Source organism: Adlercreutzia sp. St.1H8 (assembly GCF_059728655.1).
Genome location: NZ_AP039376.1, coordinates 728,902 through 745,879 on the forward strand (window position 1 = coordinate 728,902; position 16,978 = coordinate 745,879).

The following is a 16,978-nucleotide window of genomic DNA, read 5'->3' on the forward strand; positions in this document are numbered from 1 at the left end:
TGTCGCCTGGCCCTGGGGCCTGCGGCTGGCTTCGCTGACTTCGCCGGCCTTCCGGCGAGCCCGCGGCCGCAGACGGCGGCCGCCGACTGAGAGAAGAGGAATGCTCTATGACCTGGACTAAGGAGATGCCCGCCCATCCGGTGGTAGCCGTGGCGGGGGCCACGGGCGCGGTGGGCCAGGAGTTCCTGCGCGTGCTGCACGACCTGGACTTTCCCGCGAGCGAGGTGCGCGCTCTGGCGAGCGCCCGGTCGGCCGGCAAGAAGGTGCCCTTCGACGGCTGCGGCCAGGTGCCGGCTGGCGACCTGACCGTGCAGGAGATGACGCCCGAGTCCTTCGAGGGCGTGGACATTGCGCTGTTCTCGGCCGGCTCCGGCGTGTCCGAGGCCATGCGCGAGGCGGTGGTGGCGGCCGGCGCCGTCATGATCGACAACTCGAGCGCCTTCCGCATGGACGCGGACGTGCCGCTGGTGGTGCCCGAGGTGAACCCGGGCGACGTGGCGTGGCACTCCGGCGTTATCGCCAACCCCAACTGCTCGACCATCCAGATGGTGGCGGCCCTGAAGCCGCTCTACGACCTGGCGCCCATCACGCGCGTGGTGGTGTCGACCTATCAGGCGGCCTCGGGCGCCGGCGCGCCGGCCATGGCCGAGCTCTACGACCAGACCCGGGAGTTCCTGGACGGCACGCCTGACGAGGAGCTGACCGTGGGCGCCTTCCAGCACCGCATTGCGTTCAACTGCATTCCGCACATCGACAAGTTCCTCGAGGACGACTCCACCAAGGAGGAGTGGAAGATGGTGGCGGAGACGAAGAAGATCCTGGGCGACGACCGCGTCCAGGTGGCCGCCACCTGCGTGCGCGTGCCCGTGCTGCGCTGCCACGGCGAGTCCATCAACGTGGAGTTTGCCGACGAGGTGACGGTGGAGGCGGCGCGCGCGGCCCTGGAGGCGGCACCGGGCATCACCGTGATGGACGACCCGGCGGGCAACGTCTACCCCATGCCCGGCCTGCTGGCCGGCACCGACGGCGCCTTCGTGGGGCGCCTGCGCAAGGATCCCACGGTGCCGCATGGCCTGGCCTTCTGGAACGTGGCCGACCAGATCCGCAAGGGCGCGGCGCTCAACGCCGTCCAGATCGCCCAGCTGCTGCTGCCGTAGCGCGTCGGCGCGCGGCGCGGCGCGACGAGGGCTGCCGGGAAGGCGCGTCCCCCTGTGGGACGCGCTTTTTTTGGTGCGCGTGCGCGGGGAGTCGGCGTTTTTGGCCATTTGCTTCGAAATTCCGAGGCGCTCGGGCGCCTGCCGGCGGATGTGCGGGGTGTTTTCCCAGGTCGCCAAAATCTTTAGGGTTAACGCGTGCCGGAATCGGGCGTATTCGGCCCTCCGAACCTCGGAATTTCGAAGCAAATGGCCATTTTCTTTCCTACGGCTTTCATACGATGCGGGTGCGTGTGGGGTGGGGACGCGTGCTCGGGGGTAGTCTGGACGGTGTCATGACAGCGGCTTCGTCGGCGGCGCTGGCCTGGGGCCGGCGGGCGGCGGGGCCTGGATGGGAGGAGTTCCCCATGAGAAAGTTCCTGTGCCCCTGCGGTTACATCTATGACGAGGCCCTCGGCGACCCTGAGGGCGGCGTCGAGCCCGGCACCCTGTGGGAGGATGTGCCCGAGGATTGGACGTGCCCGGTGTGCGGCCTGCCGAAGGACGCCTTCGAGGAGATCGTCGACTAGCGGCCTGCCTGACAGGCGCGTGACAAGCGGACGCCGGCCTTCGGGCCGGCGTCCGCGCGTTTGGGGCGCTTGCGCGGGGCCGGCGTCCCGCGTGTCTCCGATGGGCGGCGGAGCGCTCCTCGGGCGGGTTTCGCCGGGCTGCCGGCCTCTGCCGTCCTCCTGCTGCGCGCCCGGTATAATGGCGTCCATGGACGATAACGCGACAATCGAAGCCCCCGGCACGCCGGGCGTCAGGCGGGATCCCGTCGGGCCGTCACCTGCGGCTGCCTCCCGAAAGCCCAAGAAGGTTCGTCTTGACGAGCTGCTGGTCGCCCGCGGTGACTTTGCCGATGCTGGTGAGGTGCTGCGCGCGGTGGTGGCCCGTGAGGTGCGCGTGGATGACGTGTACGTGACGAGCGCCGCCGTCAAGGTGCGGCCCGATGCTGACGTGTTCCTGCGCGGGCGGCGCGCCTACGTGTCGCGTGGGGGGCATAAGCTGCGCGGCGCGCTTGACGCGTTTGGGCAGGACGTCACGGGAATGCGCTGCCTCGACATAGGCTCGTCGACCGGCGGCTTCACCGACTGCCTACTCCAAGCCGGCGCCGCTGAGGTGGCGGCCCTGGATGTGAACTACGGTCAGCTGGCGTGGAAGCTGCGGCAGGACGGGCGGGTGCGTGTCTTTGAGCGCACGAACATCCGCGAGGCTGACCCGGTGGCGCTCGGCGCGCCCTTCGACCTCATCGTGATAGACGTGAGTTTCATCGGCCTAGCGCCGCTCGCGCCGGTGATCGCCGGGCTCTGTGCGCCGGGGACGGTGTTTGTCGGCCTGGTCAAGCCCCAGTTCGAATCGCGTCACGACGAGACTGACCGCGGCATCGTCCGTGACGACGCGGTGCGCGCCCGCACGGTGGAGGAGGTGCGCGCGGCGCTCGAGGCCGTCGGGTTTGCGGTCACGGGCGTGGTGGAATCGTCCATCCGCGGTGCCGGGGGCAACGTGGAGTACCTGGTGCGCGCTATCTACGGAGGATAGCGGGCGCGCAGGCCGGATGGTGCGCTGGGGCTCCGGTGCGGAGCGCTGGAATGGCGCGGTCCGCGCCCTGTTGCCAGCTTTCAGCTGATTCCTGGCACGTTTCGTCAGTTCGGTACGGTCGTAAGCTCCGCGCGGGTGCAAGACCGGCAGTGGAGGAAATCGTGACCTGGGAAAACAGACGCTATCGTCAGCAAGGACGCCCGTCTTGCATCATCGAGACGCCCTCATACCGTACCAAACTGACGATCAGTACCATATGGGCGTGAAAAAGTGGCAGCGGCGGGGGGTAGGGTCGTCGTGCCGGGGGGCGGGATGCGCCGCGCGGGTGGGACGCCGTGCTGGGACATGCCGCCCTGTGTCACGCCAGAGGCGTGGCGTACCGGGGGGCGCCTGCGGCGCCCCGCGTGCTTGCGCGCTCCCGTGAGGCCGCGCTAGTTCTTGAGCGAGTTAAGCGGCGCGGGCATGCGGCCGCCGCGGTGGGCGAACACGCTGCCGGCGTGCTGGTTGACCGGCATGACCGGCGCGTAGCCGAGGAGTCCGCCGAAGTCGAGGCGGTCGCCCACGGACTTGCCGATGGCGGGGATGATGCGCACGGCGGTGGTCTTGGAGTTGATCATGCCGATGGCGCACTCGTCGGCGATGATGCCGAAGATGGTCTCCACCGAGGTGTCGCCGGGAATGGCGATCATGTCGAGGCCCACGGAGCAGACGCAGGTCATGGCCTCGAGCTTCTCGATGGACAGCGCCCCGTCCTCGGCCGCGCGGATCATGCCGGCGTCCTCGGACACGGGGATGAAGGCGCCGGACAGGCCGCCGACCGACGACGAGGCCATGACGCCGCCCTTCTTCACGGCGTCGTTGAGCATGGCGAGCGCTGCGGTGGTGCCGGGGCCGCCGCATTGGCCCACACCGATGGCCTCGAGGATCTCGGCCACCGAGTCGCCCTCGGCAGGGGTGGGGGCCAGCGACAGGTCGAGGATGCCCTTCTGCACGCCGAGGCGGCGCGAGGCCTCGCGGGCCATGAGCTCGCCGGCACGGGTGATCTTGAAGGCGGTGGCCTTGATGGCCTCGGCCACGGTGGTCAGGTCGGCGGACTGGGGCAGATCGGCTAGCACCGCGCGCACGACGCCGGGGCCGGAGACGCCCACGTTCACTACCTCGTCGGCCTCGCCGGAGCCGTGGAAGGCGCCGGCCATGAAGGGGTTGTCCTCCACGGCGTTGCAGAACACCACGAGCTTGCCAGCGCCGATGCACTGGCGGTCGGCCGTGGCCTCGGCGGCCTTCTTGATGACGCCGGCCATCTTGAGCACGGCGTCCATGTTGATGCCGGCGCGGGTGGACCCCACGTTGACGCTGGCGCATACGCGGTCGGTGGCGGCCAGCGCTGCGGGGATGGAGTCCATGAGCTTGTGGTCGGCGGCCGAGGCGCCCTTCTGCACGAGGGCGGAGAAGCCGCCGACGAAGTCGACGCCCACCTCGCGGCCTGCGCGGTCCATGGCCACGGCTACGGGGGAGAGGTCCTGGGCGGCCACGGCGGCGCAGATCTCGGCGATGGGCGTGACGGAGATGCGCTTGTTGACGATGGGGATGCCGAACTCGCGCTCAAGCTGCTCGGCGGTGGGCACGAGGTGCTCGGCGGCGCTGGTCATACGGTCGTAGACCTTGGCGGCCAGGCGGTCGACGTCGGTGTCCACGCAGCCGCGCAGGTTGATGCCCAGCGTGATGGTGCGGATGTCGAGGTTCTGCCGGTTCACCATGGCCAGGGTCTCGGCGATTTCAGCAGGGGTGATCTGCATGGGTGCTCCTCATCTTCGGCGGGCCCGGGCGCTGCGGCGCGGGCGTTTCGCCATAGGATAGCAAAGGGAGGGCGGGCGTTCTGCGCGAGGACGCCGCTTTTCGGCGTTATACTGCCAATGTCGTAAAGTATTGCGACATTGAGTAAATGACGAAGGCGGCGCGCGAGGGCGAGGGGGCTCGGTTGTTCAATGCGCTGACGACGGGATACCTCTTTCTCGGCGGCACCGGCGCCGGGTTGGCGGCGGTGCTTTCCGCCCTTGAGCTGGCCAACCCACGCTGGCGCCGACCCGGCGCCCCCGTCGGGCGGCTGGCCGGCGCGCTCGCGCTGCCGGGCGAGCTCTACGCCCGCGCCTGGCCCGCCTGCGTGGTGGTGCTGGCCGTGGGCGTGCTGTGCCTGGTGGCCGACGTCGGGCGCCCCGACCGCCTGCTCGCCCTGTTCGCGGCGCCGGCGCTCACGCCTATGGCGGTGGGCGCGTGGGCCCTCGCCGCGGCGCTCGTGCTGGCGGCTGCGTTCTCGGCGGCATCGCTTCTTGACGGCTGGGAGCCGCCGGGGGCGCTCATGCGCGCGCTCGCGCTCGCCGGCGCGGCGGCCGGCCTTGTGGCGGCGGCTTACACGGGCATGCTGCTGAGCTCGCTTGCGTCGGTCGCGGCCTATCAGACGCCGCTGCTGCCGACGGTGCTCACGCTGTCGTCCGTGTCGTGCGGGCTGGCCTGCGTGTTCGCGGCTGTCGTGTTCGTCGAGTCGCGCTACGCCTACGTCCGCGCGCTCGGCGCGCTCAGCGGCGCCGACACCCTCGTGGCGGCACTCGAGGCGCTTGCGCTGGCCGCCTACGTGGCGTGGCTCTTCGCCGGCGCCGCTACGCGCGCTGCGGCCGACGCGCTCGTGGCCGGCGGCTTGGCGCCCCTGTTCTGGGGCGGCCTCGTGGTCGTGGGATTGGCGGCGCCGCTCGTGCTCGAGCGGTTCCTCACGCACGGCAACGCGCGCACGCAGCTGCTGTGGGCGGCGGGCTGCCTGCTCGCCGGCGGCTTGGCCCTGCGTCTTATCGCGGTGGGCCTGGCGGCTTACGACGTGACGCAGATGCCAGAGCTGATGTTCGGCTTGGTGGGATAGGCGCCTCGCGCGCCGGAAGGGAAGGCCATCGTGGCGAAGTGGGATAACCGGGCGGATCGGGCCGGCGCGCGCCGTCAGCCTGCCGGGCGCGTGGCGCGTGACGCTCCCTACCCGTTCAACGACAAGGAGGCCGAGGTGCGCGCCGCCACCTCCTACGTGCCGCGCAAGTCCTCGCGCAACGGCGCCGTCATCTTCAACATCGCCGTGTTCTTCACCGCCTGCGCGGCGGTGCTCGGCGCAGGCTGGGCGGTGCTCGGGCGCGTCGACTTCGGGCTCATCTGCCTCATGGCGGTCGTGGCGCTGCTGGCGCTGTCGTCCATCCACATCGCGCTGTCGTGGGAGAAGGTGGTGGTGCTGCGCTTCGGCAAGCTCGCGCGCGTGGTGGGGCCGGGGCTCTACTTCACCATTCCCATCATCGAGCACGGCACCATCCGCGTAGACCAGCGCGTCATCGCCACGCCGTTCTACGCCGAGAAGACGCTCACGGCCGATCTCGTGCCCGTCAACATCGACGCGGTGCTGTTCTGGGTGGTGTGGGACGCGGAGAAGGCGTGCACCGAGGTGGAGGACTACTACGCGGCGGTGTCGTTCCTCGCGCAGACGGCCATGCGCGAGGCGGTGGGCCGCTCCACCGTGGCCGAGGTGGCGCTGCGGCGCGACCAGCTGGACGTGGAGATCAAAGCCGACATCGAGAAGGAGGCCGCCAGCTGGGGCGTCGACATCATCTCGGTGAAGGTGCGCGACATCGTCATCCCCGACGAGCTGGTGGAGGTCATGTCGCTCGAGGCCCAGGCCGACCGTGAGAAGAACGCCCGCATGGCCGTGGCGAGCGTGGAGGCCGACCTGGCCGAGATGCTGGCCGAGGCGGCGCGGGCCTACGGCGACCCGGACGCGGCCCTGGCGCTGCGCACCATGCTCATGCAGTACGAGACGGTGAAGAAGTCCGGCAGCGCCGTGGTGACGGTGCCCACCGCCGTGAGCGACGGCTTCACCGAGGGCGCGGCCCGCGCGGCCGAACGCCGGTAGGGAGGTGCTACCATGATCTCACCCTCCCAAGCTAAGGAAGCTCCCATGACCTCCCTTGAGTCCTTCGCGATCGACCATAGCAGCGGCCTGCCGGTGTGGATTCAGGTGAAGAACCGCCTGGCCTACCTCATCGGAACCGGCGCCTTCGCGGCGGGAGACCGCCTGCCTACGGTGCGCTCGCTCGCCATCGACCTGGACATCAGCTACAACACGGTGAACCGCGCCTACATGGACCTGGAGCGCGAGGGCTACATCTCCACGCGCAAGGGGCGTGGCACCTTCGTGTCCGAGCGCAACGACGTGGGGGCGGCACGTGCCGGCGATACCTCCGTCGAGCTGCTCATCGACGACATGATCCGCGCGTGCAGCGCGTCGGGCCTGACCGATGACGACATCGTCGCCATGGTGGAGGCCCGCCTGGAGCACCGCAAGTACAGCTAGCCGCCCGGCGCCGCGCCAGAGCCCGCGAGCCGCTCGGCGCCGGGCCTTCTGCCATCCTGTCCGCACGACTCCGAGGGCCCGCCGCCGTGGCGGGTCCTCGTGCGTTGGGGGGGGCGGATACGGGGGTGATTCCGCCTGCTGGGCGGGTCTGGCCGCCTTGATTGTCGCAAAAGGCTGCGATATTATGACAATCACGAGCGAGGGCCCGTTATTCCTGGGCCTGACGTGCGGAAAGGGGGAGCTGTGGGGAAGTCGACGAGCGCGGAGGAGTGGGCGGCGCGGGCCGCGGCCTGCGAGCTGCTGGCGTTGAGCTTGCGGTATCCGGATGAGGCGCTGCACGGCATCGTCGCGTCGGGGGAGTGGGCCTGCGCGGCTGACGAGATAGCGGCGGCGCTGGGCGTCGCGCTGCCGGACGACTGGGCCGAGGGCGCGGCCTCCACGGACTTCCATGACCTGCGGGCCGACGCCACCATGCTGTTCGTGGGCGCGCCCAAGGCGGCCTGCAGCCCCTTCGAGGGCTACTGGCGCGCGGAGGACGCGGGCGTGCAGCCTCTCATGTTCGTCAATCCCCACAGCGTGGCGGTGGAGCGCTTCTGCCGCGCCTGCGGCCTGGGACAGCCCGAGGGCGTGAACGAGCCGCTCGATCACGTGGCCACCGAGCTGGAGCTTCTGGAGTACCTGGCCTCGGTGGAGGCCGGCATCGGCGAGCCGGTGCCGGAGGGCCCAGCACCTGGGGAGCTGCCCGGCGGGAGCGCCGGCGCGGCGTGGGAGGAGTTCGTCCGGGATCACCTGCTGGCCTTCGCGCCGCGCTTCGCCGCGCGCCTGGCCGCCGACGCGCGCACGGCCTACTACCGCGCGACGGGGCGGCTGCTCGGCGCGTTCGCGGCCTATGCGACTGACGCGGCGGATGCCGAGGGCGCATCCGGCGCGGCCGGGGGCGTCGCATGATCGCAACGGGTGTCGGCGACGGGGGCGTGCGCGTAGGCGGCGCGCCCAACCCGGCCCGCGACGCGGCGCTCGCCCTCTACCGCGGCATCGAGGACGACTACCGGCGCGCCATCGAGGCCACCGGCGTCTCCTTCGCCCCGCGTGACGCCCGCCGCGAGCGGGCCCGCGCGCTCATGGCGCGCATCGAGGCGGCGGACGGGCGCGTGCGCAACGGGGGAGCCAGCGTGGCGTCGGGCTTTCTCAGCCGGGCCTGCGCGGCCTGCACGGGCGCCTGCGTGAGCCGCAGCTTCGCGCTGACCAACAACTGCCACCGCGACTGCTTCTTCTGCTTCAATCCCAACCAGGAGGAGTTCGCCTACTACTGCGAGAACCCCTTCCCCTGGCGCCGCCAGCTGGACGACCTGGCGGCGGAGGGGGAGCCGCCGGCCTGCGTGGCGCTCACCGGGGGCGAGCCTCTGCTCATGCCCGATGAGGCCGTGGCGTTCTTCGCGCGGGCGCGCGAGCTGTTCCCCGACGCGCATCGGCGGCTCTACACGGCTGGCGACCTGCTCGACCGCGCGCTGCTCGAGCGGCTGCGTGACGCAGGACTCGACGAGGTGCGTTTCTCGGTGAAGCACGACGATCCCCCGGCAGCCCTCGAGCGCGTGCTGGGCAACTTGGCGCTTGCGCGCGGGGTCATCGGCACGGTGATGGTGGAGATGCCCGTCATCCCCGGCACGGAGGACTTCATGCGAGGGCTGCTCAGGCGCCTGGACGCGCTGGGCGTGGACGGCGTTAACCTGCTGGAGTTCTGCTACCCGCTGTGGAACTGGCCGGTGTACGAGTCGCTCGGGCTCACCCTGCGCAACCCGCCGTTCCGCGTGTTCTTCGACTACTCCTACGCCGGCGCCCTGGCGGTGGAGGGGAGTGAGGAAGCGTGCCTCGCGCTCATGCTGTGGGCGCGGGAGGAGGGGCTCGACCTGGGGCTGCACTACTGCTCGCTTGAGAACAAGCACCGCGCCCAGGTGCGCAACGTCAACGAGCCGCACCGCGGGGTCGACGCGCGCTACGCCTTCGACTACGGCGACTTCTTCCTGAAGGCGGGGGTGGCGTTCGGGCTCGATAGGGCGCCGGTGCGCGCGGCGCTCGGGAAGGCGGGCTGCGCGGACTTCCTGGAAGACGACGCGGCGGACGCCACGACGTTCCACCCGCGCTGGCTGACGGCGGCCGCGGCCGTGCGACGGCCCGATGGCGACCTGGCCCGGCCCTGCGTGTCGAGCTGCCTAGCCGTGGACGACGGCGGCTGCCTGCGCCTGCGCGAGCTCAAGCTGGAGCCGCTCGAGGACGCCGCGCCCGTGCAGCTCGACGACGTCACCGCCGCAGCTGACGCGGCCGCTGGGGTGACCTGCTGGAGTTAGCGGCTGCGGCTGACGGAGAAGAGGATCGATCGATTGGCGGGAGAGAAACGGGGCTTGCCGCGCCTGCGGCCTCGTCACCCCCGGTAGGGGAGGAGCCGCCTTTGGGCGAGGCGTCGCCTACCGGCTCAGAAAGCTCGATGGGGGGGGGTCTGTGTGGTCTGCGCGTCGCCGGACGCCAGCGCGAACGCGGCGGGCACCATCCCGCCGGCCAGCAGTGCGGCCAGGCCGCACTTCTCGGTATGATTTCAGCGGGTAAGGCCATTTTCTTACCTATAGGTATGATAGTATGGGCGTCGTCAAGATAATTACCTATAGGTAAGAAATGGATTCCCATGGATATAAGTCGTGATCAGATGCTAGCCCAGGGGCTGCGTGTGACGGGGGGCGCCACCTTGGGGGCAGCGCTCCGAGCCCGCCGCAAGAGGCTTGGCTACACCCAGGAGGAGGTCGCGGACATGCTGGGCTTCAGCCCGCGGCTGGTGGGGGAGATCGAGCGCGGGCGCGGAACGGTGGGAATCGACAAGGTGCTCGCCTTTGCGACGGCCCTGGGCGTCGATGTCGTCGCGTTCGAGAGGTAGGGGCCATGGCGGGCAGCGAGCTGGTGGTCTACCGCGAGTACCTCGGTTGTTTCGAAGAGGTTGGCCGAGTGGCGCCCGCGCATGGCGAAATGAGCTTCGCCTACTCCGAATCCTATCTTCAGAACCGCACGTCGCACTCGATCTCCCGGAGCCTTCCCCTGCGGCCGGGGGCGTTCTCCTCCCGGGAGGCCGCGTCGTTCTTCAACGGTATTCTGCCCGAGGGAAGCATGAGGCGGAGCCTGGGTCGCGCCTTCCATGCTGAGGCCGACGATGCAGGAGCCTTTCTGGCCCGCTTGAACGATGAGTCTGCCGGTGCGCTGGTGTTTAGCGAGGAGGGGAGGCCTCCCTCGGAGAATCGCGGCTACGTCCCTCTCGGGGAGAGCGACCTCGTGCGCTTCGCCGAGCACCCCGGGGAGTTCGCCCCGCGGGCTGCCAGCCGCTCACGGCTCTCGCTAGCGGGGGCGCAAATGAAGGTCGGGCTCTTCTTCGACGCCTCCTCCGGCTCCTGGTCCTACCCTCAGGGGACGGCGCCCTCCAGCCACATCGTGAAGGCGTGCGACGGCAGCTTCCCCGGCCAGACGGTCAACGAGGCCATCTGCATGGGGACGGCTGCCGAGCTGGGGTTCGACGTGGCTCCCTGCCGCTTGATTCCCGTCGCGGGCTGCGAGCCCCTGATCGCCGTGGAGCGGTTCGACCGCATCGACGCCGGCGACGAGTTCCTGCGCCGCCTGCATCAGGAGGACTTCCTCCAGGCGCTGCCGGACTGCTTCGAGAAGTACGAGCCCACGGACGGGAACTACGCGAACCACTGCGCTTGGGTCGTGGGAGAGGGAAGCTCCAATCCGTTCGGGGATCGGAGGCTGCTGCTCTCGCGCCTGCTTCTGGACTGGGCGATGGGAAACGCTGACAACCACCTGAAGAACCACTCGATGCTGTGGAGCGAGGACTGGTCGTCGCGGGAGATATCGCCGCTGTACGATCTCACTTGCACGACGGTTTATCCCGAGCTCGATCGGGAGATGGGGGTGTCGTTCGGCCGCTCCCGTCGCATCGATGACGTGAGGTGGGAAGACATCAGGGAGACCGCCCGCGCGTGCGGCGTCGGCGTCCGGTTCGCCTGCGATGAGCTGGAGGAGCTGACGGAGACGTTCCCGGCCGCCCTGCGCAGGGCGGCCGAGGCCGTCGCCGAGGAAGGCTTCCCGCAGGCGGAGGACGTGGGGAGGCGGATAGAGGCGGGGTTTCTGGAGCGTCGTGACGGCTTGCGATAGGAAGGATCGGAGGAGCCGGCGGCTTGAGGCTGCCGGCCCCTCCTTGCTGTCCGGGCTCCTCTAGGCGCGGGAGCGGCGGCGGGAGGCCAGCAGGGCCGCGCCGGCGGCGAGGGCGGCGGCCAGGGCGGCCCCGGCGAGCGCGGCCAGGGCGTCGCCGGTCTGGGCCAGGCGCGCGCGGCGGATGGTGCCCGAGTCGCCGGCTCCGCCGTCGCCGGGCAGCACGCCGCCCTCGCTCGTCGCGCCGGGCGGGTAGGCCGCCGGGGCGCTCTCCACCTTGTCGCGGCCGCCCTCCCAGGCGTCCCAGCCGCCGGGCGGGGAGAAGGGCGCGCCGGGCTCGGGGTGCTCGCCGTCGGGGTCCCACGCGGAGGGCGGCGTGCCGAGGGCCTCGGCCACGTTGCCCACGTCGGCGCCGAGGGCGTCGGCGGTCACGAGCGCGTAGAAGGAGAGGCGCGCCTCCTGCCCGCCGCGGAGGTGCCCGACGGCCACGGCGAGCACGCGGGTGGCCGGGTCGTAGGCCCCGTCGTCCACGGCGACCTCGGCGCCGCCGGGCAGCGTGAGGCGGATGGAGCCGGAGAGGGGCTCGAGGCCCCGGGGCACCTCGTCGCGTATGACCGCGTCCATCCAGCCGGCGCCCGGCGCGTCCACGCGCAGGGCGACCTCGTAGCGGACGACGTCGCCCACGCGGGTGGCCCCGTCGTCCCGGGACGTGTTCTCGGCCGTCTTCCCGATGGCCACGTCCCCCTCGGCCGGGTCGTCGGGGACGACGGGCGCGGGCTCCGCCGGCGGCGAGGACGCCGCGGGCCCGTCATCGGGCGCGGGCGGCTCCGCGGGCTCGCCCGGCTCCGGGCCCTCGGGGCGCGGGCCCTCGGAGGGCGCGGTGCCGTGGGCGAAGGCGACGTTGGCGACGTCGGCCCCCAGGGCGTCGGCGGTCACGACGGCCTCGAAGGTCAGCGTCGCGGCGTGGCCGCCCCACAGGTCGCCCACGGCCACGGCTATGGTGCGCGTGGCGCGGTCGTAGGCCGCGTCGGGCACGGCGAGGGGCTCCCCGCCGTCCACGGACAGGCGCAGGGTGCCGCCCGCCGGCTCGACGCCCTCCGGCAGCGGGTCGCTGATGGCGGCGTCCCAGAGGCAGCTGTCGGCCGGGCCGCCGTTGCGCAGCGTCACCGTGTAGCGCAGGCGGTCTCCCAGGTGCGTCACCCTGCCGCCGGGGGCGGTGAGGTTCTCCACGGACTTGGCCAGGCTCACGTCCCCCTCGCCCGGGTCGCCCGGGGCCACCGCCGAGCCGCCCGGCGGCGCGGCGGGCGGCGTGTCGGGCGGGGCCACCGGCCCCACGTCGGCACCGTCCGGGCCGTCGGGGTTGGGGCGCCTGCCCGCCGCCGAGGCGACGTTGGCCAGGTCGGCGGCGGCCGGGTCGGAGAGGTCGAGGCCCTCCCTCACCGCGCACTCGAAGGTGACGACAGCCGCCTGGCCGCCGCCCACGTCGCCCGCGGGCACCGTGAGCACGGGCCTGCCGTCGGCCCCGGCCGCCGACAGCGAGAACCTGCCCACGTCGGAGGCCGCCACCGCCGGCGCCTTCGAGAGCGCGCGGTCCTCGACGCCCGCCGACGGGTTGTCGAGGCGCACCGTGCCCCCGTCGAGCTCCAGGCACGCCGGCAGCGGGTCGGTCACCACCACGTCGGTCCAGAGCGAGCCGGCCGCCGCGTTGGAGGCCGTGATGGTGTAGCGGATGCGGTCGCCGGGCTGGGTGGGGCCGCCCGGGTGCGTGAGGTTCTCGGCCCTCTTGGCCAGCGCCGGCGCCGGCGCTATCTCGGGCTGGGGGAGCACCGTGACGTCGTAGGCCCAGGTGCTGCCGGTGTAGGCCCCGTTGGGCTCCTGCCTGAAGGTGAGCTCGCCCCGGCCCACCGCCGTCGGGTCGAGCACCAGGGTGTAGGAGCCGTCGGCGCCCCGCACCGGGTTGCCCTCGGCGTCCCTCACGAAGTCCGCCTCGAACACGTTGCCCCTGGCGTCGGTCACGCTGATCGGCCCCGACGAGGGCGTCGTCACCTTCAGCAGCACGCGCCCGGGGTGCGGGTTGTCCGCGGTCGGCTCGCCCCAGGTGGTGACGATCTCGCCGCGGAACGCCTTGTCGCCCGGCTTGCCCGGGTCGGCGCCCGGGTCGGTCGGCTCGCCCGGCCCCGTCGACACCTCGGGCTCGGGGGCGTCGGGGTCCTTGCAGTCCGGGTCGGGCTCGGGCGTCACCACGGGGTTGGGGTCGATGGGCGAGATGGCCACCTCCACTTCGGGGGCGTGGCTGGGGTCGTCGATCGGGTTCGCGCTGGCCAGGTAGTTCGCCGGTGCCGCATCGCCCTCGTTCGGGGGCAGGTACTGCACCGAGATGACGTGGCGGCCGTTGGGGGTGGCTACGGGCACGAGGTGGTCCACCTCGGCCGGCGAGGCGGTGTAGGTGAAGGTGGTCGTGTCCCCGCTGGCCGTGGCGTTGGCCGGCAGCACCGTCCCGTCGGGCAGCGTCTTGTCGGCGAAGAGGATCTCGATGGGGCTCCCCACCTTCTTCCCGTCCACGAACAGCTGGATGTAGCCCGCCGGCGCGGCGCAGGTGGCCTTGGTGGGGGCGCCGGAGGGGTCGGTGTCGGCCCGCTTCACCGTGCAGGTGAGCGACAGCTTGCGATCCGAGGGGTTCTCCTGCACGCTGGCCTGGCCGTTCTCCCAGGTGGCGCTCTTGATGGCCACCTGGGAGCCGATGGGCCGGATCTCGCAGCGGCCCGTGGCGCGGTGGCCCCAGTAGCTCTCCGAGAAGTTCCCCTCGGTGTCGTTCGAGTACTGGGTCGATATGGCAGTGAACTTCATGGAGCCCACGTCGGAGGGCATCTGGCTTGCGCCGCTCGGGTCGTGGCTCTCCAGCTCGGGGCCGATGGGGTCGCCGTTGGCGTCGAGCCTCTGGTACTTGTAGGTGATGGCGCCGCTGTCGGTCAGGTTGTGGCCGTCGGGGGCCTCGAAGGGCAGCGGCAAGGAGGGGAAGGGCTCGCCGTCGTAGTACTTGGTCAGCTTGTCGGTGTAGGAGTCGGGCAGCTCGAAGTCGACGTAGCGGCGCAGCTTGCCATCGTTGGTGACCCCGGGCGGCAGCGAGCTGTCGGCGGGGCGGAACAGGGGCAGCGGCGTGACGGGGGTGGGGTTGCCGTTCTCGTCGAGATGGTCGGTGTCCAGGTAGGTGAACTCCACGGTCACCTCGGAGTCCTTCACGACGCGCTCGGGTAGCCACAGGTACAGGTGCCCCTTGTCGAACTCGGCGGGCGCGCCGTAGTCGTAGGCCACGCCGTCCACCTTGAGCTCCCACTCGCTGAGGGCGAAGGTGTTCTCGCCCACATCCGAGGTGAGGTCCACCTGAACCATCTTGATGGGCTCGCCCTCGGCGTTGTGCGCGCTGCCCGCGAAGGAGAAGTCGCCGGGCTTGCGGCCGTTGCCGATGGAGCCGCCGGTGATGGTGATGTCGGCGTTCGGCGCGCCGATGTCCCCGCAGCCTGCGATGGGAGGATGGGCGGTCGAGGGGATGAGGGTGCCGCCCGTGAGGACGATCTTGAAGGCGGAGCTGTCGGCGGGAATGCAGGCGGCGCCGAACCCGCTGCCGTGGTCGCCGCCCTTGGAGATGACGTAGCCGCCGTTGATGCGGATGTTCCCGCTGGCGCCTTGGTTGCCGCTGCCGATGCCTGCGCCATGATAGGAGCCTATGGCTGTGAGGCGGCCGCCGTTGATCGTGATCCAATCGCCGAGAGCCGTGCCGTTTCCTCCCCAGGCACCCCCGCCCAGGCCGGCCGAGCAATACCATCCCCCGTCGTTCCAATTCTGGGAGCTGCGGGCGGTGACGAGGCCGCCTTCCATGGTAAAAGATCCGCAGGCTTCGGCGCTGCCATTTGCGGTCATCGAGATATCGCCCAAACCACCGATGCCGGCGGCGACGCCGAGGGTGCACATAGCGTAGAGCGATCCAGGGTTGTCGGAATCCATAACGGTGAGGGGGTCGCCCTCGTGGATTTTCGTTCCATTGGCCAATGTCGCATCCCTGGGGACGCATCCGTTTTCGGGGACGATGGGGCTGCCGGCGGCGTCCCTGTTGGCCACGGAGTCGTCGATGACGAGGGAGGCTCCGGGTGGGTTGTGGATGCCGGCTCCGTTGGAGGCGGTGCCGACGAGGGAGTTGCGCGTTCCGTCAGCGAGCACGAGGCGGCAGGTGGCACCGGGGGCGATGTCCAGGGCGCTGCGGTTGGTTGGAGTGTCGGGAGTGCGCACTCCTATACCCGCCAGAGTAATGTGGGCATTGCGACCGGCGGGGATGACGACGCCCACATCGATAGGCTTGGCATGGGTGCCGGCGATGGCGCCTGTGGAGGAATCGTCTTTCTCGGAGATGGTCTGATCGTCCGTCTGGATGGCGAAGTGCCTGTCGGTGTTCACCGTGAGGGTCTTGGCCGTCGCGTCGTAGGCGAAGTCGGCGGCGGTCACGGCATCGCCGTCGACGCCCCAGATGGTGAACCCGCCCAGCTTGAAGAAGCCGGCACCCGGGGTGGCGGCCGCGTCTCGGGGGAGCTGCGGAGAAGCCTCGAGTTCTTGAGCGGGGGCCTGCGGCCGGCTGTCGGACGGATCGTCCTCAGCCGCGGTGGCCTCGCTGGTGCCAGATGGGCCGGCTAGCGGCTCAGAAAGCTCGATGGGGGGGGGTCTCCGTGATCTGCGCGTCGCCGGACGCCAGCGCGAACGCGGCGGGCACCATCCCGCCGGCCAGCAGCGCGGCCAGGCCCCAGCGCAGAAGCGACCCCCGTCGCTTCTCTCTCATGTCCGTTCTCCTTCTTCTCTCGTGAACAAGAGCCGGCCCGAATATAGCCCTTCGCCCCGCTTTCCGCAACCCTAGGCGTTGCGGCCGGGGTTGGGGCTCTTCGCAAGCGCTGCGTCTATTGCCGTGCTTCGAAGGAGAGGCGCTCGAGCTGCTTCAGGTGGTTCTTCTTCAGCTTCCTGCGGCTCTCGAAGAAGATCTCCTCGGATCGACTGAGCGGGAGGTGCCTCGACTCCTTCGCCTTCAGCAGTTCGAGCGTGCAGATGAGGTCGGCGCACTGGAAGAGTCGGTAGTCGCTGGGACGGACGCGTCTTATCTCGACATCGAAGAATATCGCACCGAAAACAGTGTTCACGATGTTCGTGACGATGGCCTGCCCGTTGTCGTAATAGGCGATCGCTCGGTCGAAGGAGGTGAAGTACCCCGTATGGGACTGGAAGAAGAGGGAAACTTCTCGGGCCAGACGCGCCTTGAGCTGGAAGGGATCCGGGTGCTGCCGCTTATCTATGGCGAAGGTCTTGTAGGAGATGCCGCATTTTCGCGCGAACCCGAACAGCAGCGCAAACAGCTTGCGGCGTCGTTCGAGTGGCGCGTCTCGATACTCGTCCTCCTTGCGGACCATGGGGCCGGTGTGGAGGGCCCGCCTGCAGGATTCTCCCATGCTCTGCAGCTGGGCGGCTAAGGCATCGACCTGGGCATCGATGCTGCTGCGCTGGTCGTGGAATACGAGGGTCAGGAGGTAGAAGTCGGAGTTGGGCCCGTAATCGCCCGACTCGTCTATGAAGATACTGAGCTCAGACATAGCCCCCCCCTGGGAAAATAAAAGGCGGGGGACTTCCCCCGCCGCTGGTGGACCCGGGT

General features: G+C 70.5%; 14 protein-coding genes. 10 read left to right on the forward strand and 4 right to left on the reverse strand.

From position 1 onward, the window contains the following. Positions 1 to 107 precede the first annotated feature (107 nt). From AC6I0Y_RS02630 to AC6I0Y_RS02640, 3 genes are all read left to right on the forward strand, one after another. Entirely contained in the window at positions 108 to 1,157 is a 1,050-nt protein-coding gene (locus AC6I0Y_RS02630; RefSeq protein ID WP_160708780.1) for an aspartate-semialdehyde dehydrogenase, read from the forward strand. A gap of 404 nt (positions 1,158 to 1,561) precedes the next feature. Then, entirely contained in the window at positions 1,562 to 1,723 is a 162-nt protein-coding gene (locus tag AC6I0Y_RS02635) for a rubredoxin (RefSeq protein WP_160708778.1), read from the forward strand. Positions 1,724 to 1,910: 187 nt separating this feature from the next. Further along, entirely contained in the window at positions 1,911 to 2,732 is an 822-nt protein-coding gene (locus AC6I0Y_RS02640) for a TlyA family RNA methyltransferase (protein WP_497732906.1), read from the forward strand. A 431-nt stretch (positions 2,733 to 3,163) separates the two neighbouring features. On the opposite strand, the gene AC6I0Y_RS02645 is transcribed toward AC6I0Y_RS02640, so the two are convergent. Next, complete coding sequence (locus tag AC6I0Y_RS02645; RefSeq protein WP_497732908.1) at positions 3,164 to 4,528, reverse strand: PFL family protein; 1,365 nt, start codon at positions 4,526 to 4,528, stop codon at positions 3,164 to 3,166. Between the two features lie 182 nt (positions 4,529 to 4,710). Between AC6I0Y_RS02645 and nrfD the strand changes: the two genes are divergently transcribed. The 7 genes from nrfD to AC6I0Y_RS02680 all read left to right on the forward strand — a co-directional run bounded on the left by nrfD (position 4,711) and on the right by AC6I0Y_RS02680 (position 11,298). Continuing rightward, on the forward strand, positions 4,711 to 5,640 hold the full coding sequence (nrfD, locus tag AC6I0Y_RS02650; protein WP_497732910.1) for an NrfD/PsrC family molybdoenzyme membrane anchor subunit: 930 nt from the start codon (positions 4,711 to 4,713) through the stop codon (positions 5,638 to 5,640). Positions 5,641 to 5,730: 90 nt separating this feature from the next. Further along, positions 5,731 to 6,666: a slipin family protein gene (locus tag AC6I0Y_RS02655; protein WP_497733635.1), complete on the forward strand. Its 936-nt coding sequence runs from the start codon at positions 5,731 to 5,733 to the stop codon at positions 6,664 to 6,666. Positions 6,667 to 6,711: 45 nt separating this feature from the next. Continuing rightward, complete coding sequence (locus AC6I0Y_RS02660) at positions 6,712 to 7,107, forward strand: GntR family transcriptional regulator (RefSeq protein WP_160708768.1); 396 nt, start codon at positions 6,712 to 6,714, stop codon at positions 7,105 to 7,107. Positions 7,108 to 7,350: 243 nt separating this feature from the next. Continuing rightward, positions 7,351 to 8,055, forward strand: coding sequence for a TorD/DmsD family molecular chaperone (locus AC6I0Y_RS02665; RefSeq protein WP_497732913.1), 705 nt, complete (start codon positions 7,351 to 7,353; stop codon positions 8,053 to 8,055). Further along, a complete protein-coding gene (locus tag AC6I0Y_RS02670) occupies positions 8,052 to 9,452 on the forward strand; it encodes a radical SAM protein (protein ID WP_497732916.1) in 1,401 nt (466 codons plus the stop codon). The genes AC6I0Y_RS02665 and AC6I0Y_RS02670 overlap by 4 nt, the downstream gene beginning before the upstream one ends. 332 nt (positions 9,453 to 9,784) lie before the next feature. Continuing rightward, the gene (locus AC6I0Y_RS02675) at positions 9,785 to 10,030 is read left to right on the forward strand and encodes a helix-turn-helix domain-containing protein (protein ID WP_236643559.1); all 246 of its coding nucleotides are present in this window, start codon (positions 9,785 to 9,787) and stop codon (positions 10,028 to 10,030) included. Between the two features lie 5 nt (positions 10,031 to 10,035). Further along, positions 10,036 to 11,298, forward strand: coding sequence for a HipA domain-containing protein (locus AC6I0Y_RS02680; protein WP_497732918.1), 1,263 nt, complete (start codon positions 10,036 to 10,038; stop codon positions 11,296 to 11,298). 60 nt (positions 11,299 to 11,358) lie between these two features. On the opposite strand, the gene AC6I0Y_RS02685 is transcribed toward AC6I0Y_RS02680, so the two are convergent. From AC6I0Y_RS02685 to AC6I0Y_RS02695, 3 genes are all read right to left on the reverse strand, one after another. Beyond that, complete coding sequence (locus AC6I0Y_RS02685) at positions 11,359 to 15,792, reverse strand: hypothetical protein (RefSeq protein WP_497732921.1); 4,434 nt, start codon at positions 15,790 to 15,792, stop codon at positions 11,359 to 11,361. A gap of 190 nt (positions 15,793 to 15,982) precedes the next feature. Then, complete coding sequence (locus AC6I0Y_RS02690; RefSeq protein ID WP_160710484.1) at positions 15,983 to 16,120, reverse strand: hypothetical protein; 138 nt, start codon at positions 16,118 to 16,120, stop codon at positions 15,983 to 15,985. 115 nt (positions 16,121 to 16,235) lie between these two features. Continuing rightward, on the reverse strand, positions 16,236 to 16,919 hold the full coding sequence (locus tag AC6I0Y_RS02695; RefSeq protein WP_160710485.1) for a DUF3800 domain-containing protein: 684 nt from the start codon (positions 16,917 to 16,919) through the stop codon (positions 16,236 to 16,238). Positions 16,920 to 16,978 lie beyond the last annotated feature (59 nt).

Bases quoted from the DNA above. Each gene is read 5' to 3' on its own strand.
- AC6I0Y_RS02660 (WP_160708768.1), top strand. From the start codon at position 6,712: ATGACCTCCCTTGAGTCCTTCGCGATCGACCATAGCAGCGGCCTGCCG.
- AC6I0Y_RS02680 (WP_497732918.1), top strand. From the start codon at position 10,036: ATGGCGGGCAGCGAGCTGGTGGTCTACCGCGAGTACCTCGGTTGTTTC.
- AC6I0Y_RS02690 (WP_160710484.1), bottom strand. From the start codon at position 16,120: ATGAGAGAGAAGCGACGGGGGTCGCTTCTGCGCTGGGGCCTGGCCGCG.
- AC6I0Y_RS02675 (WP_236643559.1), top strand. From the start codon at position 9,785: ATGGATATAAGTCGTGATCAGATGCTAGCCCAGGGGCTGCGTGTGACG.
- AC6I0Y_RS02635 (WP_160708778.1), top strand. From the start codon at position 1,562: ATGAGAAAGTTCCTGTGCCCCTGCGGTTACATCTATGACGAGGCCCTC.
- AC6I0Y_RS02695 (WP_160710485.1), bottom strand. From the start codon at position 16,919: ATGTCTGAGCTCAGTATCTTCATAGACGAGTCGGGCGATTACGGGCCC.
- AC6I0Y_RS02640 (WP_497732906.1), top strand. From the start codon at position 1,911: ATGGACGATAACGCGACAATCGAAGCCCCCGGCACGCCGGGCGTCAGG.
- AC6I0Y_RS02670 (WP_497732916.1), top strand. From the start codon at position 8,052: ATGATCGCAACGGGTGTCGGCGACGGGGGCGTGCGCGTAGGCGGCGCG.
- AC6I0Y_RS02645 (WP_497732908.1), bottom strand. From the start codon at position 4,528: ATGCAGATCACCCCTGCTGAAATCGCCGAGACCCTGGCCATGGTGAAC.
- AC6I0Y_RS02630 (WP_160708780.1), top strand. From the start codon at position 108: ATGACCTGGACTAAGGAGATGCCCGCCCATCCGGTGGTAGCCGTGGCG.